Source organism: Mesorhizobium sp. M1338, from assembly GCF_040318045.1.
In the GTDB taxonomy this organism is placed as follows: Bacteria; Pseudomonadota; Alphaproteobacteria; order Rhizobiales; family Rhizobiaceae; genus Mesorhizobium.
Map to the genome: position 1 here is coordinate 192,639 of NZ_JAMYLL010000004.1, position 25,810 is coordinate 218,448.

Consider the following 25,810-nt stretch of genomic DNA (forward strand, 5'->3'; position numbering starts at 1 on the left):
GCTTCGGCCGTCTTATTGGACGAGAACCGAGCGTCCGCAGGTCGCGCCGGTGACACGGACATCGGCCTCGCCGACGCCGACACCCAGCGCTGAAAGCACATTGTAGAGCAGGTCGTCGACGGGTGCTGTTACACCGTTCAGCACCGCCACCACCGCCGGCTTGACCGCTCCGAGCAGAGCAGTCAGGTCGATCCCGAGGCCAAGCGCATTGACCGAAAGCGACAGGTTGCTGACCAGAGATGTGGTGAGCGATTGTGTAATGTTGCGCGTCGAAACTGTCTTGATCGTCTTGTTGGCGATGTCGGTCGCATCGAAGGTCAGCGTCGTCGGGTTGTTGTTGGTGATCGCGGTGGCGGCGGAGCCCATCACCTGGATCAGGGGAATGTTGGTCAGCAGCAGCTTAAGGCTCACATCCGCGATTTCGGCGTCGGTGAATGTCTGCGGTTGGCTGAAGTCGCCAAAGCCTGAGCTGTTGCTGTTGGCCAGGTGCAGCGCGGCAATGCCTGGGTGGGCCGCGATGGAAACCTTGATGCTGGAAGGCCCTGTCGGACAAGTGATGTCGGTCAGTTTGGCTTCGGCATAGGCGACTTCCACATTGAGGGGCAGGTTCACGGCCAGCAGACTGATGCCGCCGCCGAGACCAGGTGTGCCGACTCCGACGCTGGCCACCAGCTTGATACGCGTCTGGGCCGTGCGCACCGTGGTACCGATTCCACCGACCGCGAGCCATGGCGAAAATTGTGCCGGCTCGCCAATGGCAATGGTAAGCTTGGTGGAAAGAAGCCCCGGTACGGTGGCTCCGAGATTGACCTGAGCCTGGTTGGTGCCGTTAGCCAGCACTGCGGCGGCAGTCAGCATTCCCATGGCGCTTGCATCGACCCCAAGGCCTGCCGGCGTTTGTCCCAAGCCCACGCTGCCCACGGAGCCGAGGTCGACAAGGCTGCTGAGCGGGATCTTGACCGTGCTGGTCGACTTGGACGCGATCGTCTGCAGGGCTACCTTGGCCGTGTTGCCAAGTCCGGGCACATTGGCCATGGCGGTAGCGATCTGGCCGACGGTCGCCTTGGAGGCCAGCACATCCGTATAGGTACCGCCGGTCACGTTCACTTGCGTGGCAAGGGCACTTATGAAGGAGAGGACGCTGACATCGGCCGAGATCAACCCGTTGTAGTCCATGACGCTGAGCGAAATGTTGCCGCCGAGAAGTCCGCTCAGAAGCGCGTTGAGTATGCCGCCATTGACGCTGGCAAGTCTCGACCCGACCGAGAACGTCGCCTGCGGCGTCATGCTGGCGGTGGCCTCCGTGCCGATGACGGGAGTGGGGATCAGCGAACTCGCGAAATAGCGGGCGGGGATCTTCTTCAGGGTTACGCGGACGGCATTGTAGGGTGTCAAGTTGGCCTGGAAGCGCTGGCTCACATTGGCGCCCGATGCCGCGTATCGCCCCGGTGTGACCGACACGACGGTTTTGCCGACGGCCGGTGCGATCGTCTGTCCCGAGCCTTGAACGACAACCCCTGGCATGCCGTTGTCGGTCAGCGTGGTCACGACCGCGGTGTCGATCTTTGTGATGTTCGAGGCGGCGGTGATCGCGGCCAAGTCCACCATTGCCTGTGCTTCGCGACGCTCCGTGTAGATCGAGGCTTCGTCGATGGCGACGGCAGCCAGCGCAAGCCCGACCGGCGCCATGAGCGCCGTCATCACGGCAAAATTCGCCTTTCTGTCACCCAGCATCAATCGTGCCAGCCGGCCGATCTCCTTGCAAGCGTGCGGCAACAGATGCCCCCGACCCTTATCGTTGACTGGCGCGTGATTGTAGTCCCTGGCATCGCGATGCCTGGGAAGAGATTCCAGATCGGCAGATTGCGCGCATCGTACTGGATGGACACCACGAACTGGCTTCCATCGGCCGTGCTGTCGTTGGCCTGGTAGGTCAACTTGCTGACATCCACGAAGGGATATCCGCCGGCATTGTTGGTGACGAAGCTGGCTACCAGCGTCTGGCGCTCGGTCTGGTTCAACCCGGCAATCGCCGTGCGGGCTGCATCCGCCGCGATCTGCTGGATCGAGTTGGCGGCGCCGAAATATATACCATATGCAACCATTCCGAGCAGAAGAAGAATGAAGATCGGAGAGAGCAAGGCGAATTCAACCGCCGAAGTTCCGGAATTTTCTTGAAATTTGTACCTTATTTGACGGATTCTGGGCAATTTACTTGCTCTGTTACTCATGGCCATCGACGTTGGAGATCGAACCATATAGGAAGTAGTCGTAATGTAACCGGTGGTTGCTTAAGAACGCATTAACACATTCCGTCAAACGGACGCGGCGATAGATTCCTTGTGATAAATGGCGTCGACGTGAGGAAACCAAGTCAAGCTTCTGATTTCGGCTGCCACGGCATAGCTTTCATCCCGCCTTACTTTGGGTGACCCAGAGAGTCTGTTGAAATAAAAATTCTCCGCGTTAGTGTCTGGACACCAGCCGCAGGAAGGGAACCGGCGGCGCGCTCAAAGGGGTCAGATATCGGCTCCGGGGCGTCAACACGTAAAGGCGCGCCGACGGCAGCGCCGACAGGGAGAACTTCATGCTGAAAAACATGCTGAAGGCGACTGTGTTCGCCACGACCATGGCGCTGGCCGGCACGTTCTACACGCCGACTTTCGCCGAGAGCGTCTATAACAGGGGATCCGCCGCCGAAGCGGAGACGCTCGATCCGCACAAGACCTCGACGGTCTACGAAGCCGATATCATACGCGACCTGTTCCAGGGCCTCGTCATGCATGACCAGAAGACGAACCTCATTCCGGGCGCCGCTGAAAGCTGGACGGTGTCCGACGACGGCACTGTCTACACCTTCAAGCTGCGCAAGGACGGCCTGTGGTCGGATGGCAGCCCGGTGACGGCGGACGACTTCGTCTATTCGTTCCGTCGGCTGGAAGATCCGGCCACCGCTGCCGAATACGCTTCCATGCTCTATCCCGTGAAGAACGCCGAGGAAGTCAACACCAAGAAGGCCAAGCCGGAGGAGATGGGCGTCAAGGCGCTTGACGCAAATACCCTCGAAGTCACGCTGAAGGCGCCGACGCCTTACTTCCTGGAGATGCTGACCCACCAGGCGACCTACCCGGTTAGCAAGGCGTCTATCGAAAAGCTTGGCGCCGACTGGATCAAGGCAGGTAAGCTGGTCTCCAACGGGGCCTTTACAGCGGCGGAGTGGATCCCCAACGATCATCTGAAGCTGGTCAAGAATCCGAAATTCTGGGACGCCGCGACCGTCAAGTTCGACGTGGTCAACTACATCCCGACCGAGGATCGCTCGTCGGCGATGAAGCGCTTCGAGGCCGGTGAACTCGACAGTTACGGTGACCTGCCGACCGAACAGCTCGCCGATCTCAAGACCAAATTCGGCGATCAGGTCCGTGTCGGGCCATATCTCGGCACCTACTATTATGCGATCAAGACCGACAAGGCCCCGTGGGACAATGTCGAGCTACGCAACGCCATTTCGATGGCGATCGATCGCGACTTCCTGGCGGAGAAAGTCTGGCAGAATTCGATGCTGCCCGGCTATTCGATGGTACCTCCGGGCATCGAAGGCTACACGCCGGCACTGGCCAAATACGCCGACATGCCGCAGATCGACCGCGAGGACGCTGCCAAGAAGATCCTCGAGAAACTCGGCTATACACCCGAGCATCCGTTGAAGATGCAGATCCGCTACAACACCTCGGAAAACCACAAGAACACGGCTGTCGCCATCCAGGAACAGTTGAAGCCGCTTGGCGTCGAGATCACGCTGCTCAACACCGACACCAAGACCCACTACTCATTCCTCGAGCAGAAGGGCGACTACGACGTGGCGCGTGCCGCCTGGATCGCCGACTACAAGGACCCGGAAACCTTCCTCGGCATCTCGCGCAAGGCCAGCGGCAACAATTATTCGAACTACAACAGCCCGAAATACGAAGCGGCGATGGACAAGGCCGCCGCCGCCGGCGGCAAACCCGAACAGCGCATGAAGGAACTCGCCGAGGCCGAGCGCATCCTCGTCAATGATGTCGGCGAGATCCCGCTTCTCTACTACAGCTACCACGACATCGTTTCTTCGAAGCTGCATGGTTTCGACGACAATGTGATGGACATCCATCCGTCCCGCTTCATCAGCAAGGACTGATCCCTTGGCTGGGTCGCCGCGCAACTCTATGCGCGGCGGCTCTGGTTTGCCATCGCATCGGCCCGGGAACCGGATTCGATTTTCGACAATGTCGGTGCGAAGATTTGAAGACTAGAGCGCAATCGTCCAGCCGGACGCGCGCTGCTCTGGATCAAGCGGGGCACCGATGCTGCGATATGTATTAAGGCGGCTTTTGACCGCCATTCCGACGCTGTTCGTCATCGTGACCATGGCGTTTTTCCTGATGCGCGTCGCGCCAGGCGGCCCGTTCAACCAGGAGCGGGGGCTGAGTCCTGAGATCAGAGCCAATCTCGAAGCTCAGTTCGGTCTCAACGACCCGCTCTGGCTGCAATTTGTCCACTATCTCGGCAATCTTTTGCGCGGCAATTTCGGCCCGAGCTACAACATGCCGGATTTCACCGTCACCGAACTGTTCGCCAAGGGTCTGCCTATTTCGGTCCAGCTCGGGGCGTCGGCGCTTGTCCTGGCACTTCTGTTCGGTTCCGTGCTCGGCACCATTGCCGCGCTCAACCAGAACAAGCTTGGCGATTATGCCGTGATCGCGCTGGCGACCGCCGGCAGCACCATCCCCACCTTCGTCATCGCGCCGGTGATCCAGCTCCTGTTCGGGCTGACTTGGAAGCTGCTGCCGATCGGTGGATGGGGCGATGGCGCTTTGATCAACAAGGTCGGCCCGGTGCTGACGCTCGCTCTGCCGCAGATCGCCATCGTCGCCCGCCTGATGCGTGGCTCGATGATCGAATCGCTACGATCCCATCACATCCGCACGGCGCGCGCGCTCGGCCTCTCCGATTGGTCGGTGGTGGTCAAGCACGCGCTGCGCGGCGCCATCCTGCCGATCGTCTCCTTCACCGGCCCGGCGGCCGCGGCTCTGCTCACCGGTTCGGTCATCGTCGAGACAATCTTCTCCATTCCCGGTGTCGGCCGCTATTTCGTCGATGCCGCGCTCAACCGCGACTACACACTGGTGATGGGGACGGTGGTGGTGATCGCCATCTTCACCATCGTTTTCAACCTGATCGTCGACGTCATGTACGCGGTCGTCGACCCGAGGGTGCGCTATGACTGACATCGCAGCCACGGCTCCCGCCGTCATCGGCCGCTCGCTCTGGGGCGATGCCTGGGCGCGCCTCAAGGCCAATCGCGCCGCCATGTTCAGCCTCTATTATCTCGCTTTGATCGCGATCATCAGCGTGGTCGGCCCCTCACTCGTGCCGCATCAATACACGACCATCTATGGTGATTATGTGCGCACGCCGCCAAGCCTGTCGGCCTATCCGAAGGCCGACACGATCGAGACGGCGCTCACCGAAGCGATCAAGCGCATGCGGGTCGATATCAAGGAGTGGCGGCAGGAAGGCAACCAGGTCTTCGTTGCCGTCAAGTCGACCAAGCCGATCGACGACCGCAACATCCGCTATCTCGATCGTTCCGATGCCTTTGACGGCACCAAGATCGAGAGCAAGTCGCCTGACGGCCTCGAAGTGACGATGAGTGCCTCGATCAAGCAGCAATATTTCCTGTTCGGCACCGACAACACCGGCCGCGATCTGTTGTCTCGCACGCTGATGGCCGGGCGCATATCGCTGGCCATCGGCCTGCTCGCCGGCGTCGTGGCGGTGGTCATCGGCGTGATCTACGGTGCCGCGGCCGGCTTTGCCGGCGGCAAGGTCGACGAGGTGATGATGCGCATCGTCGACGTGCTCTATTCCTTGCCCTTCATCTTCTTCGTCATCATGCTGGTGGTGTTCTTCGGCCGCAACTTTGTGCTGATGTTCCTGGCGGTCGGCGCCGTGCTGTGGCTCGACATGGCGCGCATCGTGCGTGGCCAGGCGCTGTCGATCCGCCGGCAGGAATATGTCCAGGCGGCGGAAGCCATGGGTGTCGGTCAGCGCGGTATCCTGCTGCGCCACGTCATTCCCAACCTGCTCGGCCCGGTGGTGATCTACATGACGCTGCTGGTGCCGCAGGTCATCATCCTGGAGAGCTTCCTGTCGTTCCTGGGGCTCGGCGTGCAGGAGCCTATGACCAGCTGGGGCGTGCTGATCTCGGTCGGCGCCAAGAACATCGGCACCGCCAACTGGCTCCTGTTGTTTCCCGCCTTCTTCCTCGTCTCGACGCTGTTCGCGCTGAACTTCGTCGGCGACGGCCTGCGTGACGCGCTCGACCCGAGAGATCGATAAAGATGGGGATCGATGAGATGGCTGCTTCCGAAACGATCCTCAGCGTCAAGGACCTGCGTGTCCGCTTCCGCACGCTCGACGGCGCGGTCGAGGCGGTCAAGGGCATCAACATCCACGTCAACGCGGGCGAAACCGTTGCCGTGGTCGGTGAATCCGGATCCGGCAAGAGCCAGACGATGATGGCGGCGATGAGCCTGCTGGCATCGAATGGCGAAGCGACAGGCAGTGTCGACTATCGCGGCCGCAATCTTCTGACTCTGAGCAAATCCGAACTCAACAAGGTCCGTGGCCGCAAGATCAGCATGATCTTCCAGGAGCCGATGACCTCACTCGATCCGCTCTATTCGATCGGTAACCAGCTGATCGAACCGATCCGCCGGCATCGGGGCTTGAAAGCCGCCGAGGCGCGCGAAGAGGCGCTCAAGCTGCTGCGCCTGGTGCATATTCCCGATCCCGAACGGCGGATGAAATCCTATCCGCACGAAATGTCGGGCGGCCAGCGCCAGCGCGTGATGATCGCCATGGCGCTCGCCAACGACCCCGACATTCTGATCGCCGACGAGCCGACGACGGCGCTCGACGTGACCATCCAGGCGCAGATCCTGATGCTCTTGGCCGAATTGCAGCGCAAGCTCGGCATGGCGATCGTCTTCATCACCCATGATCTTGGCATCGTCCGTCGCTTTGCCGACCGGGTCTACGTCATGCGCCAGGGCGAGGTTGTGGAGGAGGGCGAGGCCGAAGCCATCTTCGTCAATCCGCGGCATGCCTATACGAAAATGCTGCTGGCGGCCGAGCCGACCGGCAGCAAGGCGCCGCCGCCCGCCAATGCCCCGGTGCTGCTCGAAGGCAGGAATGTCGAAGTGACGTTCAGGATCGGTGGCGGGTTTCTTGCTGGCGAGCCGCTGATGCTGCGCGCCGTCGATCACATCTCGATCCGGCTGCAGCGCAACCAGACCATCGGCATCGTCGGTGAATCCGGCTCGGGCAAATCGACGCTCGGTCGCGCCTTGCTGCGGCTGTTGCCGAGCGACGGTGTCATCCGATTCGGCGACCGCGACATTTCCCAGGCCGACCGGCGGGCGATGCGGCCGCTACGGCGCCAGATGCAGCTCGTCTTCCAGGACCCGTTCGGCTCGCTGTCGCCGCGCATGACCGTCGGCCAGGTCATCACCGAAGGGCTTCTGGTGCATGAGCCGAACCTTTCGGGCAAGCAACGCGACCAGCGCGCGGTCGAGGCCTTACGAGAAGTCGGCCTCGATCCCAACGCCCGCAACCGCTACCCGCACGAATTCTCCGGCGGCCAGCGGCAGCGCATCGCCATTGCCCGCGCCATGATCCTGAAGCCCAAGCTGGTGGTGCTGGACGAACCGACCTCGGCACTCGACCGCTCGGTACAGAAACAGATCGTCGAACTGCTGCGCAAGCTGCAGGCGGACCACGAGCTGTCCTACCTCTTCATCAGCCACGATCTGTCGGTCGTGCGCGCCATGGCCGACTACATCATCGTGATGAAGCAGGGCAAGATCGTCGAGGAAGGACCGACCGAGGCGATCTTCAGCAATCCGCAGCACGTCTACACACAGACGCTGATGGCCGCGGCAATCGACGTCACGCGGTTCCGGTTGAGCGCCTGAGACGGTAGCCGCCAGGTGGGCGCGCAAGGCACCAAGGCAGCGCCTGTTCGCTCAGTCCGTTGATCTTGGGCACTTGTTTGCCCGTACCGCGACCATGGCTTGTTGCTGTTGCTTCAGCCTGTCGATCCTGGCCGTTTCACGGTTGGCGATCGCGGTTTTCACGCGCGCGCCGCCCAGCAGCCAGCGGGGAACGTTGGTGTTCGCGACCTTGCCGCGGGTGATTGCGGTTCGCGAGATGTCACGGGCGACGTCTCCCAGCGCGCTGTTGAGTTCGGTGCATGTCATCGAATCGTATTTCGCCGGATCGATGGTTTTGCCGATCGATGAACAGCCGGCGACAAGAAACAGCGCAATCATCAGGGCCAGAGGCGAGGCTGTCGTCGAATTCAAATTCATTTCGCATCCGGCTTGCCGTTTCATCGACCCCATCGTACCGCATCGAAGTATCTAGGGCCGACGGCCATTTCGTCAAAGTTTGCGATCGCGAAGGAACCTGTCGCCGAGCTGAGCCTTTCCGGCCGATGCAGGAACATTCTTCCCACCGCGCCCGCCCTCAAAATTATCGGGCTGTTCATTCAATTTCCCTGGAAATTCTCACGCTGCTTCAGCGACGAATGTCGTTGGGGGGCAACCGCCGAACACTGCCTGAGCGATGTCGGTCTCATTTTCACCAACATGCGCCGTCACCAGAACGATCCCCTCGGTACCGCGATCATCCGTCTTTGCGGCAGTCGTGGTGAATGTTGCGAACAGGCCGCCGGCAACGCCGCCACAGACGGCACCGGCCGCCGCTGTTGCCCATACGCTTGCAGCAAGAGGATTGATGCCGTGGGCTGCAACAGCGCTCGGGCAGGCCAGCCCGCTGGCGGCAGCGCCAAGGACGGACCCCAACGCGGAAACCAATAGAGTTCCCGCTTCGTCACGATAAGGTCCGATGATGGCAATCTGTACCCGGGGAATTCCGGCCGCCACCAAGTCGCCGGCGACCCTTGCCGCTTCGGCATGGGAATCAAAAAGTCTGCTAATTGTCGGCATGGTCACTCAAGGCTTTTGACTGTTCGTCAGCGTGTCGATGACGAAGGATGCGGCAATCAGGTCATCACCCCGAATTCGGCCCTGGCGGTCCTCCATGATGGCCGCGACCTTCTGGAAGGTCTTTATTTCGCCCGCGGTGATCTGAGCCTCCTGCATCCTGGCCTTGAGGTCAGCCACGCGCACCCCCAGCGCTTGGGATATTTCAGTCTCACGGTTCAACATGGCGATCTGCATCCGTTATTGGGAAGCCCGTCGCCTCGAGGGCGGCGGGCTTCAGCCGCAAGCGGCTGGTTCAGTCGATGATCTTGATGATCTTGTGGGTGTCCGGATCCACAACAACTGTTCGGTTGTCGATCACCGTGTAGCGGTATTTGACGTTGGGGACTTCGTGAAGCTCGACCGTGTCGGGCAGCGCTGTTCCGATATTGAGTTCCACACCGGGAACCTTCAACGAAGCGAGGGGCTGCTTTTTCACATATTCACGGATGACTGTTTCCTGCTCGGGCTGGATGATGATGTCCTCGGCTGCGGCAGCGCCGACACCTGCAAGCAGCAGAAGCGACGCCGCGGCAGCGGCAAGATGCATTTTCATGAATTCCTCCTTTGCAAACCGGCGCGGCACAACATCGTCCGCGCCAAACCACCGAACTTGGGGAAAGTGCAAACGTTCCCAGGGCTGGGCTTCGGTCGGGCGAGGCATGAGACCTAGGTCTGATCGCAAAGCGCAATGGTCTTATCCCAGGCGTTGCTCGGAACGGCCACTGTTTGCGGTCGTTGTCGGCTGCAAGTTGCGGGAGGAAACCGATGGAGAAGAGTGTTGGCCAGGCGCGCTGGTTGCTCGCACCAGTCTTCGCGGTGGCCATCACCTTGATGGTGATTGGAATAGCTCTTGGCTGATCGTTCAGGAGAATTACCCACGAAGGTTTGCATATCGGCGCAGCTACGTCCCTTCCTGTGCCGATAGGGTTCGCTCGCCGGGTGCCAATCCTGGCGAGCGAACTCTCGTTTCCATACGCCCGCAACCATGCCAACAGGCGCATTTGGCTCCAACAACGCGCAACCGATTTCAGATTGGATAGAGAAGTCTGGGCGCGTGTGCGGCTAACAAGCCAATGGCCCGGCTCCAAGCCGGGCCATTGGGCAGTCGGCGATCAGTAGCCGTCATTTTCGATCACCACGGGATGGTGGCGATGATGGCGGTGAGTGGAGACGGAGCCTGTCACGACGACGGTGTCTCGACGATGATGCCGGCGCCCATGGTCATAGAATGCAACGGTACCGTGGCGACGGTGGTGCAAGCGCTGGCCGTCTTCGTTGATGATTTTGACGCTGTTGTGGTGTCGATGATGGGTTCTGATAACCACATCGGCCTCGGCTGCCGAAGCCACCACGGGCAATCCCATGGAAAGCGCCAAAGCGCAGATGACCATTGTTTTCATTGCAATTTCTCCATTGCCTTAATTAGCCCTTCGTCGGATAACCGCCGCTTCTCCCTTTGGTTCCGGGTTTTGGTTGCGGGCAGCCGGACGGCAGCGCGGTAAGTCGAAGGACGGGCGATCATCGCCTGGGGCTGATAAGGGAGCTGCCTCTCGCTCGTGGTACTTGCGGAGACGATGTATCCGGCCGGGTCAGTCGCTCACATCCGGCAACACAACGATCTGCCCCAAAAGTCGCAATATCTGGCTACTGCCTCCTGCAGTTCCTTGGTGCTCATGCCGAAAATAGTGACGACATCACCTTCGCTACAGTTGGTCTTTCCAGAGAGCGGAGCCGCCGCCGCTCCTATTTTGCATGAGCGCTCGTCGTCCGCATGGGAGGGCGCACAGTGGCACGCGAGCGCAACTGCTGTTGTGAGAACCAATTGCGCATGATGGCTCCGGGCCTGACCGGCATTATGTTGCTAAAGGCAATTCACCAAGCCATCGCTTGATCTTGCCAAAACCGGGAACATTAGATGCGCCTAATAGTTCTACTCTCGCAGCCGGCATCGCGGCTTGGTGTCTGTTGCGGATCAGCTGGCAAAAGCTGGTCGGGCCCGCGCTCTCCGCCAGAGGCGCGGGCTTTCCCGAGGCAACAGGAGAGAGATTATGAACAACATCATTTGGCTCGTTGGAGCGGTGGTCATCGTGATAGCGATCTTGAGCTTCCTCGGCCTTCGCTAAGCGCGACGTCAACGATGTCCAGCGGCCCTTATCTGAATGGGATCAGTCGAAGCCGACACCGCGGAAGCGCCGCAAACGGGTCGGCCGAAGATCGACAGGCATCATACTGACGACGAGGGGCAAGACTCTTGGCCCGTCTCGCCAACGGGAGAGCTATCTCGCTCCATTTTCAGGCGGGATGTATGTTTGAGCGCCAAAGTCGGGATGCGCTAACACTTTGTTTTTTCTGGTCGGAGTGGCAGGATTTGAACCTGCGACCCCCTCGTCCCGAACGAGGTGCGCTACCAGGCTGCGCTACACTCCGTGACCAGACCGCGGGCTTATAGCCGCCACACTTCGTTCCTGCAAGCGGCAATGGCAGCGCTTCTGTCGCATTTCGTTCGCTTTCGTCGGGCATTTCCGCCAAGGCCCGGATTTCGGTCCGGGATAAACGTGGCTTAAAGCCTTGTGTGCTAAGCCGCAGCTCTCGATAGATCGTATTTTCTGCCGCCTGGAGTTCTGCTGTCTTGCCCCCAAAAATCGTTGGCGACGCCCGGCCCAATAGTTTCGAATTCGAAACCGAAGCGCTGATCAAGGCGTCCGGCTTTCGCGAATACGATGCGCGCTGGTGGTTCGGCCATCCCGGCTCCGCGCAGTCGCCGGAGCTCAATCTGATCGGCGTCCAGGCGCTCGGCATGGGGCTTGGCACGCTGATTCGCCGTCTCGGCGCCGCCCCCGATATCGTCACCGGGCATGATTTCCGTTCCTATTCGCTGTCGATCAAGCTGGCGCTGGTGTCGGGCCTGATGGCCGCCGGAGCGCGGGTGAAGGATATCGGCCTGGCCTTGTCGCCCATGGCCTATTTCGCCCAGTTCGCGTTGGATACCCAATCCGTCGCCATGGTCACGGCCTCGCACAACGAAAATGGCTGGACCGGCGTCAAGATGGGCGCGGCGCGGCCGCTGACCTTTGGCCCCGAGGAGATGAGCGCGCTGAAGGCGATCGTGCTGGCCGGCGATTTCGACCTCGCCGGCGGCGGCTCCTATGATTTCGTCCGCGATTTTCGCGCGACATATCTCGACGATCTGACCCGCGACAAGCGCATTGCGCGAAAGCTGAAAGTGGTCGCCGCGTGCGGCAACGGCACCGCCGGCGCCTTTGCCCCGCAAGCGTTGGAACGCATCGGCTGCGAGGTGATCCCACTCGATGTCGAGCTTGACCACACCTTCCCACGCTACAACCCCAATCCCGAGGATATGCGGATGCTGCATGCCATCAGGGACAAGGTGCTCGAGACCGGGGCCGATGTCGGCCTTGGCTTCGACGGCGACGGCGACCGTTGCGGCGTCGTCGACAATGAAGGCAACGAGATCTTCGCCGACAAGGTTGGCGTGATGCTGGCGCGGGATATTTCGAGCCAGTATCCGGGCTCGACCTTCGTCGTCGACGTCAAGTCGACAGGCCTGTTCAACACCGACGCAGTTCTGCGCGCGAATGGCGCCGTCACCGATTACTGGAAGACCGGCCACTCCTACATCAAGCGCCGCGTCGCCGAGCTTGGCGCGGTCGCCGGTTTCGAAAAGTCGGGCCATTTCTTCTTCAACCCGCCGATCGGCCGCGGTTACGACGACGGCCTGGTCACCGCCATCGCCATCTGCCAGATGCTGGATCGCAGCCCCGGCAGTTCGATGGCCGATCTCTACCGCGCGCTGCCGCTGACCTTTGGCACACCGACCATGTCCCCGCACTGCGCGGACGATGTGAAGTATGGCGTAGTCGATCGGGTGGTTGCCGACTTTCAGGCCATGAAGCAGGGTGGCGCCACCTTCGCCTGCCAGAAGATCGCGGACCTCATCACCGTCAACGGCGTGCGCGTTGTCGCCGAGGACGGCACCTGGGGGCTGGTGCGCGCCTCGTCGAACAAGCCGGAACTGGTCGTGGTCGTCGAAAGCCCGGTATCATCGCAGCGCCGCCGGCAGATGTTCGACGCCGTCGACGCCGTGCTGCGCCGCAGCCCCGAGGTGGGCGCCTACAACCAGACTTTTTGAAATGGTAGTTCAATGACCGAGCGGATTGTGAGTTTTGTCATGAGCGGCGGCGTCGGCTCGCGGTTGTGGCCGCTGTCGCGCGAGGACAATCCCAAGCAGTTCCACGATCTGTCGGGCGACGGCTCGATGCTGGCCAAGACCTTACGCCGGCTGATGGCCCGGCAGGAAGGCGAAACGCCGATCTTCCTGATCGCCGCGGAGCGTCATGCCAACCGTGTCCACGCTGACCTCGCCGGCCTCGATCTCGCTGGTGGCGGTCCGCTGTTCGAGCCGACCGGGCGCAACACAGCCGCAGCTGTCGCACTGGCGACATTGCGCACTTTATCCGAATTCGGCGACAGCCTGGTGCTGGTGGTGCCGTCGGACCATGAGATATCGACCCCGCGCCAATTCTGGCAGAGCGTCGAAGCTGGCGCCGAGGCGGCGCGCAGTGGCCGGTTGGTTGTGTTCGGCATCAAGCCGACGCAGCCTGAGACCGGCTACGGCTATATCGAGGTCGCTGCCGAAGGCGGCGGCACCTTCGACGTGTCGCGCTTCGTCGAGAAGCCGGATCTGGCGACTGCGCAGAGCTATCTCCAGGCCGGAAATTTCTACTGGAACACCGGTATCTTCCTGTTTCGCGCCGGCGCCATGCGCGATGCCTTTATGGCGTTCCAGCCTGATATCTGGCAGGCCACAGAAGCAGCCTACAAGGCCGCGACATCGGATCTCTCCGGCCTCTACATGCCGCTTGAACTCTATGCCGCCATCCCGTCGAATTCGATCGACTACGCCATCATGGAGCGGGCAAAAGACATCGCCATGGTGCCGGCCGGCTTCCGCTGGAACGATCTCGGCTCGTGGCAGTCGCTGCTCGATGTCGGCCCCGCCGACGACCAGGGCAATGTCATCATCGGCGATGTCGTCGCCATTGACTGCGAAAACTCCTACATCCGCAGTGACGGCCGCCTGCTGTCGGCGATCGGCATGAAGGACGTCGCCATCGTCTCGACATCGGACGCCACCTTCGTCGCCCCGGTCAGCCACAGCCAGCACGTCAAGAAGATCGTCGAGCAGCTCGAAAAGTCGGGACGGCTGGAAACCAGGTTCACGCCGGCGCAAGACCGCGTCATCGAAAGCGGCGCCTGGCGGCGGCGCGTGCACCATTGGCTGTTTCAGGAGACCTTGCCGTTGTGGTCGACATCGGGCGTCGACGAACGCCATGGCGGTTTTCATGAAGCGCTGGGCCTGGACGCCTCGCCGCTGATGAAGCCCAAGCGCATGCGCACCACGGCTAGGCAGGTCTATGCCTTCGCCGTTGCCCGGGCGCGCGGCTGGGACGGCCCGGCCGACCGGTTGATCAGCCACGGCATCGCGTTCATGGCCGGGAAGGGCCGCACCGACAGGGGTGGCTGGGTTCGCACGCTGAATGTCGATGGTTCGGTCGCCGATGCCACCGAGGATGCCTACGATCATTCCTGTGTGCTGCTGGCGCTGGCGCATGCGCATATGTCGGGCAATGCCGACGCCTTAAGCCTCGGTGAGGAAACCTTCGCCTTTCTCGATGCGCATCTCGAGGACAGCCGTATGACCGGCTTCCTCGAAACGTCGGACGGCGAAGGCGAGCGCCGCTCCAACCCGCATATGCACCTGCTCGAGGCCTTCCTGGCTTGGTACCAGGCCACCGGCGAGCGCGCCCATCTGCGCCGCGCAGCGCGCATCATCGACCTGTTCCGTAGCCATTTCTTCGATTCGGAAAGCTGGACGCTTGGCGAGTATTTCGATGCCGAATGGAAGCCGTCCGCCGGCGAGAAAGGCTCGTGGACCGAGCCCGGCCATCACTTCGAATGGGCCTCGCTGCTGATCGATTTCGCCGGGCGCAGCGGCCAGGCCGAGCTGAGCGGCTTTGCCCGAAAACTCTATGCCTCGGCCATCGCCAATGGCCTCAACCGCGCTACCGGACTTGCCTATGGCGCCGTCTCGCGGCAGGGCCTGCCGCTTGACCAGATATCACGCAGCTGGCCTCAGGCCGAGGCGATCAAGGCGGCGATCGCGCTGGATGGCTCAGGCGGTCCTGATCTCAAGCCGGAGGTCGAAGCCCGCGTCGGCCGGCTGTTTCGCTGGCACATCGACCCAGCGCCGCTCGGCCTGTGGATCGACCGCATCGACGAGCGCGGCCGCTCGCTGGCGACCGACGTGCCCGCCAGTATCTTCTATCATCTGGTCTGTGCGCTGACGCAGTATCTGGACAGCACGGTGGAGAAGGGGTGAGACGCTGAAGCTGCCAATCTCCCCCCTTGCGGGGGAGATGCCTGGCAAGGCAGAGGGGGGTGCTGTCCCGCCGGCCTCTCAGCTATTCACGATCACCATGCATGTTCAGGGTGAATGGATCAGACCAAAGGTTGGCGATCCGTCACACCCCCCTCTGTCCTGCCGGACATCTGCCCCGCAAGGGGGAGATCGGCTATCCCTCGGCTTTCGCCTATCGCCAATCAGTACGGGCTCGCCACATCCCCGATCTCGACATAAACCGACTTCAGCTGCGAATACAGCGCCAGTGCCGCCAGAGAATTCTCGCGCCCGATGCCGGACTGCTTGAAGCCGCCGAACGGGATTTCCACCGGCGTCAGATTATAAGCGTTGATCCAGCAGGTGCCGGCTTGCAGCTCGGCAATGACGCGATGGGCGCGCGGCAGGTCGCGCGTGAACACGCCTGCGGCAAGGCCGAATTCGGTGTCGTTGGCGCGGTCGATCACCTCTTCCTCGCCGTCGAATTTCAGCACGCTCATGACCGGCCCGAAAATCTCTTCACGGGCGATACGCATGCCATCGGTGACGTCGGTGAACACCGTCGGTTCGACGAAGAAGCCGCCCTGGAAACCCTGAAGTGAAGGCACGTTGCCGCCGCAGGCAAGTGTCGCGCCGTCCTGCTTACCGATTTCGATATAGCCGACCACCTTCTCGTGCTGCGCCTTGGAGACCAGCGGACCCATCTGGGTTTCTGGGTCGAGCGGGTCGCCGATGCGGATTTTCTTGGTCCGCTCGACCAGCCGTTCGACGAAACGGTCGTGGATGCCGCTCTGCACGAAGACCCGTGTGCCATTGGAGCAGATCTGCCCGCTCGAATAGAAATTGCCGAGCATGGCGCCGCCGATGGCGTTCTCGATGTCGGCATCGTCGAAGACGATCAGCGGCGACTTGCCGCCGAGTTCCATCGTCGCGTGCTTCATCTTCGAACCGGCGAGCGACAGCACCTTGCGGCCGGTCGGCACCGAGCCGGTCACCGAGACCTTGGCGACGACATCGTGTCCGACGAGGCTGGCGCCGACATCGCCATAGCCCTGCACGACATTGAACAGTCCGTCGGGCAGCCCCGCCTCGCTGTAGATCTCGGCCAGCGCCAGCGCTGACAGCGGCGTGTTTTCCGACGGCTTGAACACCATCGCGTTGCCCATGGCGAGCGCCGGTGCGGATTTCCAGCCGGCGATCTGGATCGGGTAGTTCCAGGCGCCGATGCCGACACAGACGCCGAGCGCTTCTCGCCTTGTGTAGGCGAAGGGCCCGCCGAGATCGACCGACTCGCCATTGTACGCGGCGACCGCACCGCCGAAATATTCGAGGCAGTCCGCTGCCGAAAGGGCGTCCGCCACCAACGTTTCCTGGATCGCCTTGCCGGTATCCAGCGTCTCGATGCGGGCGAGGTCGGCATTGCGAGCGCGCAGGATGTCGGCGGCGCGGCGCAGGATACGCCCGCGCTCGACCGGCTTCAGCCGCGCCCAGGCGGGCTGTGCGGCACGCGCCGCTTCGACGGCCAGTTCCAGCACGTTCGGCGTCGCCGAACGCAGCATGGCGATGGTCTCACCGGTTGCCGGATAGATGACCGGCAGCGGCGCGCCACCTTCGTCCTCGATGTAACGTCCGTTGACATAGTGCGATGCCGTGGGCTGGGCGCGCATGGGTGGTCTCCAAATGGTCTGCTCCCCCAAATGGGCGGCTCAATCTATCGGGCAGCTCAATCTGTCGGGTGGATCATGCTCTATCTGTCCGACGCCTGCCAGCGCGGATTGATCCATGGTTCCTGATTGGACGGCGCCAGCGGCGTGCGGCCAAGGATGTGGTCGGATGCCTTCTCACCGGTCATGATCGAGGGCGCGTTGAGGTTGCCGTTGGTGACGCGCGGGAAGATCGAGGAATCTGCGACCCGCAAGCCTTCGACACCGATGACCCGGCACTCCGGATCGACGACGCTCATCATGTCGTCGGCGCGGCCCATCTTGCAGGTGCCGCAAGGATGGTAGGCGCTCTCGGCGTGGTCGCGAATGAAGACGTCGAGATCATCGTCCGACTGTACGTGCGAGCCCGGCGAGATTTCCTTGCCCCGATAGGGATCGAACGCCGACTGGCCGAAGATTTCGCGCGTCAGCCTTATGCAATGGCGGAACTCCGCCCAGTCGTCTGGGTGCGACATGTAGTTGAAGCGGATCATCGGCTGCGATTTCGGGTCCGGCGAGCGCAGCGTCACCGAGCCGCGCGACTTCGAACGCATCGGCCCGACATGCGCCTGGAAGCCGTGCGCCTTCGCCGCCGCCTTGCCGTCATAGCGGACAGCTGCCGGGATGAAGTGGTACTGGATATCGGGGTAGTCGACGCCGGCACGTGAGCGCACGAAGGCCGCCGCTTCGAAATGGTTGGTGGCGCCAAGGCCGGTCTTGAAGAACAGCCACTGCGCGCCGATGAGCGCTTTCGAAAACGGGTTGAGCACGGAATTGAGCGTGATCGGCAGCAATGATTCCTGCTGGATGTAGAGCTCCATATGGTCCTGCAAATTGCGGCCGACGCCGGGCCGGTCGGCCACCACGGCAATGCCGTTTTCGCGCAGATGCTCGGCTGGGCCGATACCGGAAAGCATCAGGATCTTGGGCGAATTGATCGACGATGCGGCGACGATCACCTCACGTCGTGCCTTAACGACCTGAATCTGTTTGCGAGCTTCGATCTCAACGCCGATGGCGCGTTGATTCTCGATGATCACCCGCCGAGCAAAGCCCTTGACCAGGCTCACATTTTTGCGCCCAAGCGCCGGCTTCAGATAGGCCGATGCCGCCGACCAGCGACGGCCGCCGCTGATGGTTTGCTCCATCGGCCCAAAACCTTCTTGCTTGGAACCGTTGTAGTCGTCGGTCAGTTCGAACCCGGCCTGGCGGCCGGCCTCGACAAAGGCGCCGTAGAGCGGATTGCGGCGCGAGCCGCGCTGCACATGCAGCGGCCCACCGTGACCGCGCCAGCCGTCCTCGCCGCCGTCGGAGTCCTCCATGCGCTTGAAATAGGGGAGCACGTCGGCAAAGCTCCAGCCAGCCGCACCCTCTTCGGCCCAATGGTCGAAGTCGCGCGCATGGCCGCGCACATAGACCATGCCGTTGATCGAGGACGAGCCGCCGATCACCTTGCCGCGCGGTGTCGCCAGCACGCGGCCGCCGAGATGCGGTTCCGGCTCGCTGGCAAAGCCCCAATCATACAGGCTCATGTTGAGCGGGATCGACAGCGCCGACGGCATCTGGATCAGCGGCCCGATATCATTGCCGCCGAATTCGATGACGATGACCGAATGCTTGCCGTCCTCGGACAGGCGATAGGCCATGGCCGAGCCGGCCGAGCCGGAGCCGATGATGACGAAATCCGCTTCAAGCATGGTTCATATGCGCCATAAAATCGGCGAGCGAGACATTGCCGCCGGTAGCCACGACAAGGACGGTCTTGTCCTTCACATCCACCTTGCCGCCGAGCAGTGCCGCGAGCGACGCCGCTCCCGATGGTTCGAGCACTAGCTTCATGCGCTCGAAGGCGATCCGCATGGCGCGCCGCACCGAGGAATCGTCGACGGTGATGCCGCGAACACCAGCGGTCTTGACCGCGGCAAAGGGCGCGTCGCCCGGCCGACGCGACATCAGCCCATCGCAGATCGACTTCGGCCCGATCGGCATCGTCTCGATGCTGCCACGCGCCAGCGACGCGCCCATACCGTTGAAACCTTCCGGCTCGACGCCGATGATTTCAGTGGCCGGCGAGAGATAGTGGAAGGCAAGCGAAACGCCGCCGATCAACCCACCGCCACCGACCGAGCAGAACAAAAGGTCGGCGCTGGCACCCTTGGCCTCAAGCTGGTCGAGCGCTTCGAGACCGGCGCCCGCCTGGCCGGCGACGATCTCCGGGTCGTCGAACGGATGCAGCAAGGCCAGACCTTCGGTCTCGGCGATCTCGCGTGCCTTGGCGGCGGCGACCTCTTCTCGCGCACGCTCGCCATGGTCGGTGAGCACGACACGAGCGCCATAGCCTGCCGTGGCGTCGCGCTTGGCGGCCGGTGCGTCGATCGGCATGACGATGGTGACGGGAATGCCAAGCGCCTGGCCGGCAGCCGCCAGCCCTTGCGCGAAATTGCCGGAGGAATAGGCGACGACGCCTTTCCTGGCTTCGTCAGCCGAAAGCTGCTTTAGACGCCAGTAGGCGCCGCGCACCTTGAACGAGCCTGCCCATTGCAGCGATTCCGGCTTGATGAAGACGCGTGCCGCACCCGTCTCACGGGCCAGTGCCGTCGATTCGAGTAGCGGCGTGATCTGCGTCGCCCGTGAGGTGACGGCATAGGCCTGTCTGAGATGGTCGAGCGAGGGGACGAGAAGGTCTGCCATCATTCGCCTCGCGGATACCTTTTGCTCTCTTCGAGATTGTCGAGGTTCATGTGGTTGCGCATGAAACGCTCGGACGCCTTTTGCAGCGGCTGGAAATCCCAGGGGTAGTAGGCGCCGTTGCGCAGCGCCGGATAGACGACCCAGCGGCGCGCCTGGCTTTCGCGGACGGCGGCATCGAAGCCTACCATGTCCCAGCGCGCCCGAACCTTGTCCATGAAATCAGCCACCAGGCCCGCATAGGCCGGGCTCTCCGCCAGATTGTTTCGCTCGAGCGGATCGGTTTCGAGATCGAACAACTGCGGTGGATCGAGCTCGCAATGGACGAATTTGTATCTGCCGTCGCGGATTGCCACCAAGGGCGCGCAGGAGCCTTCCGCCGCATACTCCATCAGCACAGGCGCGGTGCGCTCAATGCCCTGGGTGAGCGGCAGCAGCGACTGGCCGTCGGTCCACGGCGCGATCGCCTCAATGTCGATGCCGGCGAGGTCGCAAAGCGTCGGTGTCACATCAAGATTGGAGACCGGCGCCTCGATCAGCCCGGCTGGCACCCCCTTGCCGGCAATCATCAGCGGCACCCGCGCCGAGCCTTCGAAGAAGCTCATCTTGAACCACAGGCCGCGCTCGCCGAGCATGTCGCCGTGGTCCGAGCAGAACAGGACGATGGTGTCGTCGGCCATGCGGGTGCGCTCAAGCACGTCCAGAAGCTCGCCGAGCTTGTCGTCGACATAGGAGATGTTGGCGAAATAGCCGCGCCGCGAGCGACGGACCTGCTCTGGCGTGATCTCGAAAGAGGAATAGTCGCTGGCGTGGTACAGCCGCCGGGAATGCGTATCCTGTTCGTCATGCGCGATGAACCCGGTTTCCGGATCCAGCGCCTGGCAATGCTCATAGAGATCCCAATACTGCTTACGCGCGACATAGGGATCGTGCGGGTGCGACAGCGAGACAGTGAGGCACCAGGGCCGATGGTTTGCATCGTCCTGTTCGCGCGAAAGCTGATAGAGCTTCTGCGTGGCGAGGAACACGACCTCGTCGTCATACTCCATCTGGTTGGTGGTCTCGGCGACGCCGGCGCCGGTGACCGAGCCTAGATTGTGGTACCACCACTCGATGCGCTCGCCGGGCTTGCGATAATCCGGCGTCCAGCCGAAATCGGCCGGGTAGATGTCGGTGGTCAGCCGCTCCTCGAAACCGTGCAGTTGATCAGGCCCGACGAAATGCATCTTGCCCGACAGGCAGGTGTAGTAGCCGGCGGCGCGCAGATGATGGGCGAAGGTCGGGACCGATGAGACGAATTCGGCCGCATTGTCATAGACACCGGTGCGCGACGGCAACTGCCCGCTCATGAACGAGGCACGGCCCGGCGCGCAGAGCGGCGACGCCGTGTAGTTGTTGGCAAAGCGCGCCGAACGTGCGGCCAACGCTTTTAGATGTGGTGTGTGCAGAAACTCCGCCGGGCCGTCCGGAAACAGGGTCCCGTTGAGCTGATCGACCATGACGATCAGGAAATTGGGTTGCTTCGTTGTCACTGTTTGCGCCGCTCGCCAAGTTTGGTTTCGAGATAGTCCTCGACCAGCGCGATCGCGGTCGCGGCATCAGGCACGCCGTCCTTCAACGCCCGCCTGATATAGAGCCCGTCAATCATCGCCGCTGTCGCTTCGGCGGCGCGGTCGGCTTCGGCTTTGGGCAGGATGCCGGTCAGGCCGCTCATCAAATTGGAGTGCAGGCGCCGCGCGTAGACCCTGAGCAACCGGCGCAAGGCTGAGGATTTCTGTGCCTCGACATAGAAGGCAAGCCAGGCGGCGATGGTTTGCGGCTGGAACTGAATGTCGGAGAAGTTGACGGCCACCACGGCCGAGACGCGCTCGCGCGCGGTGTTGGCGGATTGCAGGGCGCGTCGCATGTCGATGGTCAGTTCGGCCAGGATGTGCCGCATCGTCGCCAGCAACAATTCGTCCTTGGCGCCGAAATAATGATGGGCAAGGGCGGACGACACGCCGGCGCGCCCGGCGATCTCGGACATGGTCACGTCGAGTGAACCGCGCTCGCCGATCGCCGAGATCGTCGCATTGATGAGCGCCTTGCGGCGCAGCGGTTCCATTCCGACTTTCGGCATCTCGCTATGATCCTTTGAAGCAGGATTATTTTTTATTGACGGGTCAATCAACAAAAAAATCAGCACTGGCTTTGTTTGTACCAAGCGATTGTCCGATTCCAGCCCTTCACGAAGCGGGTCGGATTGTTTATCTTTGAACAATAAATATGACGTGCGCCTTGAGCCCACATGCTAGGCTGGCGCCAAGGATGGAGACCGCCATGACCGCATGCATCGTTGGCTGGGCGCATTCGCGCTTCGGAAAGCTCGAGGGCGAAACGCTCGAAAACCTGATCGTCAAGGTGGCAACGGACGCGCTCGACCATGCCGGCATCGGCCCGGACGAGGTCGACGAGATCGTGCTCGGCCACTTCAACGCCGGCTTTTCGGCGCAGGATTTCACCGCCAGCCTGGTGCTTCAGGCCGACGACCGGCTGCGCTTCAAGCCGGCGACGCGCGTCGAAAACGCTTGCGCCACCGGGTCGGCGGCGGTCCGGCAAGGCATCCGCGCCATCGACGCGAATGCCGCCCGCATCGTGCTGGTGGTAGGCGCCGAGCAGATGACGACGACGCCCGGGCCGGAGATCGGCAAGAACCTGCTCAAGGCGTCCTATCTGCCCGAGGATGGCGACACGCCCGCGGGTTTCGCCGGCGTCTTCGGCAAGATCGCGCAGGCCTATTTCCAGCGCTATGGCGACCAGTCGGACGCGCTGGCGATGATTGCCGCCAAGAACCACAAGAACGGCGTCGACAACCCTTATGCGCAGATGCGCAAGGATTTCGGCTATGAGTTCTGCCGCCAGGAGAGCGAGAAGAACCCGTTCGTTGCCGGCCCGCTGAAGCGCACCGACTGCTCGCTGGTCTCCGACGGCGCCGCTGCCCTTATCCTTGCCGACACCGCGACGGCACTGAAGATGCGGCGTGCCGTTGCCTTCCGCGCCAACGAGCATGTGCAGGATTTCCTGCCGATGTCGAAGCGCGACATCCTGACCTTCGAAGGCTGCGAACAGGCCTGGACTCGGGCGCTTAAGAACGCCGGCGTGACACTCGAGGATCTTTCCTTCGTCGAAACGCATGACTGCTTCACCATTGCCGAACTGATCGAATATGAGGCGATGGGCCTGGCCAAGCCGGGCGAGGGCGCCAGACTGGCACTGGACGGCACAACGGCCAAGGACGGCCGCCTGCCGGTCAATCCGTCAGGCGGGCTGAAGGCCAAGGGCCACCCGATCGGCGCCACGGGCGTGTCCATGCATGTCTTGACCGCCATGCAGCTCGTCGGCGAGGCCGGCGGCATCCAGGTCCCCGGTGCAAAACTCGGCGGCATCTTCAACATGGGCGGTGCGGCGGTCGCCAACTACGTTTCAATATTGGACCGGATCAGGTAGAAGCAGCCCGTATTTTTGCGGGGTAGCCATGACAAATCCGGTTCTGATCGAGGTCTTGCGCGGCGCGATCGTCGAGAGCGCGCATCGTGGCGCGGTCGCGGTCTTCGATGCCGATGGCAAACCGGTTTGGGAGATCGGCGATACGGCCAAGCCGGTGTTCCCGCGCTCGGCGGTCAAGGCGATCCAGGCATTGCCGCTGGTCGAAAGCGGCGCGGCCGACGCCTATGGCTTCGGCAACCGCGAGCTGGCGCTTGCCTGCGCGTCCCATTCGGGCGAGCCGGCACATGTCGAACTGGCGCGGTCCATGCTGGCAAGGGCCGGGCTGGACGGGTCGGCGCTCGAATGCGGCACGCATTGGCCGTCCAGTCATGAAGCCGAGATTGCGCTCGCCCGCTCCGGCGGCTCGCCGAACGCATTGCACAACAATTGTTCCGGCAAGCATTCCGGCTTCCTCTGTACATGCGTCCACGCCGGCATTGCGCATCGCGACTATGTCAAGCCAGGACACGGCCTGCAGGAGATGGTGCGCGACGCCATGCAATCGGTCACGGGCGCTGTCCATGGCGCGGACGAGCGAGCGACCGATGGCTGCTCGATCCCGACCTATGCGGTGCCGCTCCGGAGCTTCGCGCTCGGCTTTGCACGTATGGCAACGACAAATGGTTTTGGTCCCGAGCGAGCCAAGGCCGCGAAGCGCCTGCTGGCCGCCTGCATGGCCGAGCCCTTCTTCGTTGCCGGAACCGGCCGCGAAGACGTCGCCCTGATGGTGGCCGCACCAGGGCGCATTTTCACGAAAGGCGGCGCCGAAGGCGTCCATTGTGCCGCAATTCCGGAACTTGGTCTTGGTATCGCACTCAAATGCGATGATGGCGCCGGCCGCTCCGGCGAAGCCATGGTTGCCGCCGTTCTTGCCAAATTGTTGCGCGCTGACGAGGCCTTGGCAGCTAAGCTAACCGACCTGGCGAAAGCGCCAATCCAAAGCCGGAACGGCGCCAAGGTTGGGGCGCTGAGGCCCACCGCGGCCTTGAATTAAACCGCCCTCAACTGACGTGATTGCGCTCGACGGTCAGATGCGCGTAGCCGCTATTGTCCGATGACGCCAGGTCACCCGTCGCCGGCTCGGCCCAGCGCTGGCCGACAACGGCTCCGTTCAACGCGCCGTCGATGACATTGTCTGATATGACGGCCGTACCGGCGCCCTCGACCACGGACACGACGATGCCGGTTCCAGCCTTGCGGATGATGTTACCGGTGGCGACGACATTGCGCAGGTACGGACCCCAGCCGATCTGCATGCCGTAGAGCGGCGCGTTCTCGATGACATTGTTGGAAACGGTCGTGTCGGCCTCGACGCCAATGCCGACGCCGAATCCAGGCGAGTCGGCGGGGTAGGGGCCGCTGGTCGACAGATTGCGCACGATGTTGCCCGAGCACACACCCATACGGCCGCCTTCGTTGAAGTTGACGATCGAGATGCCGTTGGCGGCTCCATCGACGATGTTGTTGCTGATGACGGCGCCTTCGAACGAGAACTCGGAGTAAACTGCTGTTTCGCCCGAGCGCGAGCAGGTGTTGCCCGATATCTGCAGATTGCTGGCGCTGTTGGCGCGGATTGCCGAGAAGGCGCAGTCCGAGACGATGTTGCCTGAAATAATCACATTGCCGGCCCGGAAGGCATTGATGCCATTGCCGTTTTGGCCGGTCCCGCCGTTGCGCGCCTGGATCCGTTCGACGCGGTTGCCGGTGACCATGGTGCCGTCTTCCGCCGCCTGCCAGCGGTGCACGAGAATGCCGCCATTGGCGCAGTCGGAGACGGTGTTGCCCGTGATTGCCAGCCCGCCGGCCTCGACCGAATAGATGCCGGCATCGGCAGCTCCCGATATCTGCGAGCGCTCGACACGGCCCGCCGCGTGTTCCAGCGCCAGTCCGTTCTTGCCGCTGCCGGTGATCTGGCAATTGTCGACGACCAAATGCGCGACCCGGCGCAGATCGAGCAGCCCTTGCGCGTAGTCGCCCATCGTGCGGTTTGCGCCGTCGAAGACCAGTCCGCTGAGTTCGATATGGTCGGCCTGTTCTGCCATGAAGAAATGACCGTCGCCGCCGTAAACGATGCGCGTTGCCCCAGGCACACCGGAAAGACGCACGCGGCCGGGTAACGAGAGGTTCGACACCACATAGGCGCCCGGCGGCAGGAACACCGGCATGTCGCGGTCGTTTGCGTCGCGCAGCAGCTTGGCGAAGGCCTTGCTCTGATCGTCGAAGGTACCGGGCTGTACGCCGAGTTCGGTGGCATTGATCGAGCCGCGCATCGAGGCTTTCTCGATGTCGGTCAGGCTGGCGGCCGCCGCCTTGCCAAGCGAGAGGCCCATGACGGCAAAGCCGGCGGTTCCGGTCAGCAGCGTTCGTCTGTTCAACATCGGCAC

At 62.4% G+C, this 25,810-nt stretch carries 21 protein-coding genes and 1 tRNA gene; 8 read left to right on the top strand and 14 right to left on the bottom strand.

All coding sequences use genetic code 11. The features are described 5' to 3' along the window. Positions 1 to 12 precede the first annotated feature (12 nt). Together NKH19_RS06405 and NKH19_RS06410 are read right to left on the bottom strand one after the other, a co-directional pair. Entirely contained in the window at positions 13 to 1,779 is a 1,767-nt protein-coding gene (locus NKH19_RS06405; protein WP_352982071.1) for a Tad domain-containing protein, read from the bottom strand. Then, a complete protein-coding gene (locus NKH19_RS06410; RefSeq protein WP_352982034.1) occupies positions 1,734 to 2,231 on the bottom strand; it encodes a TadE family protein in 498 nt (165 codons plus the stop codon). Before NKH19_RS06410 ends, NKH19_RS06405 begins: the two co-directional genes overlap by 46 nt. Before the next feature lie 356 nt (positions 2,232 to 2,587). Between NKH19_RS06410 and NKH19_RS06415 the strand changes: the two genes are divergently transcribed. From NKH19_RS06415 to NKH19_RS06430, 4 genes are all read left to right on the top strand, one after another. Beyond that, the gene (locus NKH19_RS06415; RefSeq protein WP_352982035.1) at positions 2,588 to 4,177 is read left to right on the top strand and encodes a peptide ABC transporter substrate-binding protein; all 1,590 of its coding nucleotides are present in this window, start codon (positions 2,588 to 2,590) and stop codon (positions 4,175 to 4,177) included. 166 nt (positions 4,178 to 4,343) lie between these two features. Next, positions 4,344 to 5,267, top strand: a complete 924-nt coding sequence (locus tag NKH19_RS06420) for an ABC transporter permease subunit (protein WP_352871072.1) — start codon at positions 4,344 to 4,346, stop codon at positions 5,265 to 5,267. After that, on the top strand, positions 5,260 to 6,381 hold the full coding sequence (locus tag NKH19_RS06425) for an ABC transporter permease subunit (RefSeq protein ID WP_352982036.1): 1,122 nt from the start codon (positions 5,260 to 5,262) through the stop codon (positions 6,379 to 6,381). The genes NKH19_RS06420 and NKH19_RS06425 overlap by 8 nt, the downstream gene beginning before the upstream one ends. Before the next feature lie 17 nt (positions 6,382 to 6,398). Next, the gene (locus NKH19_RS06430) at positions 6,399 to 8,018 is read left to right on the top strand and encodes an ABC transporter ATP-binding protein (RefSeq protein WP_352982037.1); all 1,620 of its coding nucleotides are present in this window, start codon (positions 6,399 to 6,401) and stop codon (positions 8,016 to 8,018) included. Between the two features lie 51 nt (positions 8,019 to 8,069). Here NKH19_RS06430 and NKH19_RS06435 read toward each other — a convergent pair whose 3' ends face one another. From NKH19_RS06435 to NKH19_RS06460, 6 genes are all read right to left on the bottom strand, one after another. Then, positions 8,070 to 8,414, bottom strand: coding sequence for a hypothetical protein (locus NKH19_RS06435; RefSeq protein WP_352982038.1), 345 nt, complete (start codon positions 8,412 to 8,414; stop codon positions 8,070 to 8,072). Between the two features lie 198 nt (positions 8,415 to 8,612). Further along, positions 8,613 to 9,053, bottom strand: a complete 441-nt coding sequence (locus NKH19_RS06440) for a hypothetical protein (RefSeq protein WP_352982039.1) — start codon at positions 9,051 to 9,053, stop codon at positions 8,613 to 8,615. A 6-nt stretch (positions 9,054 to 9,059) separates the two neighbouring features. Continuing rightward, the gene (locus NKH19_RS06445; RefSeq protein ID WP_352982072.1) at positions 9,060 to 9,275 is read right to left on the bottom strand and encodes a hypothetical protein; all 216 of its coding nucleotides are present in this window, start codon (positions 9,273 to 9,275) and stop codon (positions 9,060 to 9,062) included. 70 nt (positions 9,276 to 9,345) lie between these two features. After that, entirely contained in the window at positions 9,346 to 9,645 is a 300-nt protein-coding gene (locus NKH19_RS06450) for a DUF1236 domain-containing protein (protein WP_352982073.1), read from the bottom strand. Between the two features lie 559 nt (positions 9,646 to 10,204). Then, positions 10,205 to 10,492, bottom strand: coding sequence for a hypothetical protein (locus NKH19_RS06455; protein WP_352982040.1), 288 nt, complete (start codon positions 10,490 to 10,492; stop codon positions 10,205 to 10,207). A gap of 950 nt (positions 10,493 to 11,442) precedes the next feature. Then, positions 11,443 to 11,519, bottom strand: a tRNA-Pro gene (locus tag NKH19_RS06460). 202 nt (positions 11,520 to 11,721) lie between these two features. Between NKH19_RS06460 and NKH19_RS06465 the strand changes: the two genes are divergently transcribed. Beyond that, positions 11,722 to 13,242, top strand: coding sequence for a phosphomannomutase/phosphoglucomutase (locus tag NKH19_RS06465; protein WP_352982041.1), 1,521 nt, complete (start codon positions 11,722 to 11,724; stop codon positions 13,240 to 13,242). A gap of 12 nt (positions 13,243 to 13,254) precedes the next feature. Continuing rightward, positions 13,255 to 15,492, top strand: coding sequence for a mannose-1-phosphate guanylyltransferase/mannose-6-phosphate isomerase (locus tag NKH19_RS06470; RefSeq protein ID WP_352982042.1), 2,238 nt, complete (start codon positions 13,255 to 13,257; stop codon positions 15,490 to 15,492). Positions 15,493 to 15,713: 221 nt separating this feature from the next. Here the strand turns inward: NKH19_RS06470 and betB are convergent, their stop codons facing one another. From betB to betI, 5 genes are all read right to left on the bottom strand, one after another. Further along, positions 15,714 to 17,177 carry a betaine-aldehyde dehydrogenase gene (gene betB / locus NKH19_RS06475; protein ID WP_352982043.1) on the bottom strand — a complete coding sequence of 488 codons (1,464 nt, stop codon included), beginning with the start codon at positions 17,175 to 17,177 and terminating at the stop codon, positions 15,714 to 15,716. A gap of 80 nt (positions 17,178 to 17,257) precedes the next feature. Next, positions 17,258 to 18,910: a choline dehydrogenase gene (betA, locus tag NKH19_RS06480; protein ID WP_352982044.1), complete on the bottom strand. Its 1,653-nt coding sequence runs from the start codon at positions 18,908 to 18,910 to the stop codon at positions 17,258 to 17,260. Further along, entirely contained in the window at positions 18,903 to 19,907 is a 1,005-nt protein-coding gene (locus NKH19_RS06485) for a threonine/serine dehydratase family protein (protein ID WP_352982045.1), read from the bottom strand. The genes betA and NKH19_RS06485 overlap by 8 nt, the downstream gene beginning before the upstream one ends. Then, positions 19,904 to 21,433, bottom strand: coding sequence for a choline-sulfatase (betC, locus tag NKH19_RS06490; protein WP_352871057.1), 1,530 nt, complete (start codon positions 21,431 to 21,433; stop codon positions 19,904 to 19,906). Before betC ends, NKH19_RS06485 begins: the two co-directional genes overlap by 4 nt. Beyond that, entirely contained in the window at positions 21,430 to 22,020 is a 591-nt protein-coding gene (gene betI / locus NKH19_RS06495; protein ID WP_352871055.1) for a choline-binding transcriptional repressor BetI, read from the bottom strand. Before betI ends, betC begins: the two co-directional genes overlap by 4 nt. A 200-nt stretch (positions 22,021 to 22,220) precedes the next feature. Here betI and NKH19_RS06500 point away from each other — a divergent pair, with 200 nt between their 5' ends. Further along, positions 22,221 to 23,387 carry an acetyl-CoA acetyltransferase gene (locus NKH19_RS06500; RefSeq protein ID WP_352970151.1) on the top strand — a complete coding sequence of 389 codons (1,167 nt, stop codon included), beginning with the start codon at positions 22,221 to 22,223 and terminating at the stop codon, positions 23,385 to 23,387. Between the two features lie 28 nt (positions 23,388 to 23,415). Next, positions 23,416 to 24,420 (top strand): asparaginase, encoded by a 1,005-nt coding sequence (locus NKH19_RS06505; protein WP_352982046.1) that lies wholly within the window; start codon positions 23,416 to 23,418, stop codon positions 24,418 to 24,420. A 7-nt stretch (positions 24,421 to 24,427) separates the two neighbouring features. On the opposite strand, the gene NKH19_RS06510 is transcribed toward NKH19_RS06505, so the two are convergent. Beyond that, positions 24,428 to 25,804: a TIGR03808 family TAT-translocated repetitive protein gene (locus NKH19_RS06510; protein ID WP_352982047.1), complete on the bottom strand. Its 1,377-nt coding sequence runs from the start codon at positions 25,802 to 25,804 to the stop codon at positions 24,428 to 24,430. Positions 25,805 to 25,810: the final 6 nt, after the last annotated feature.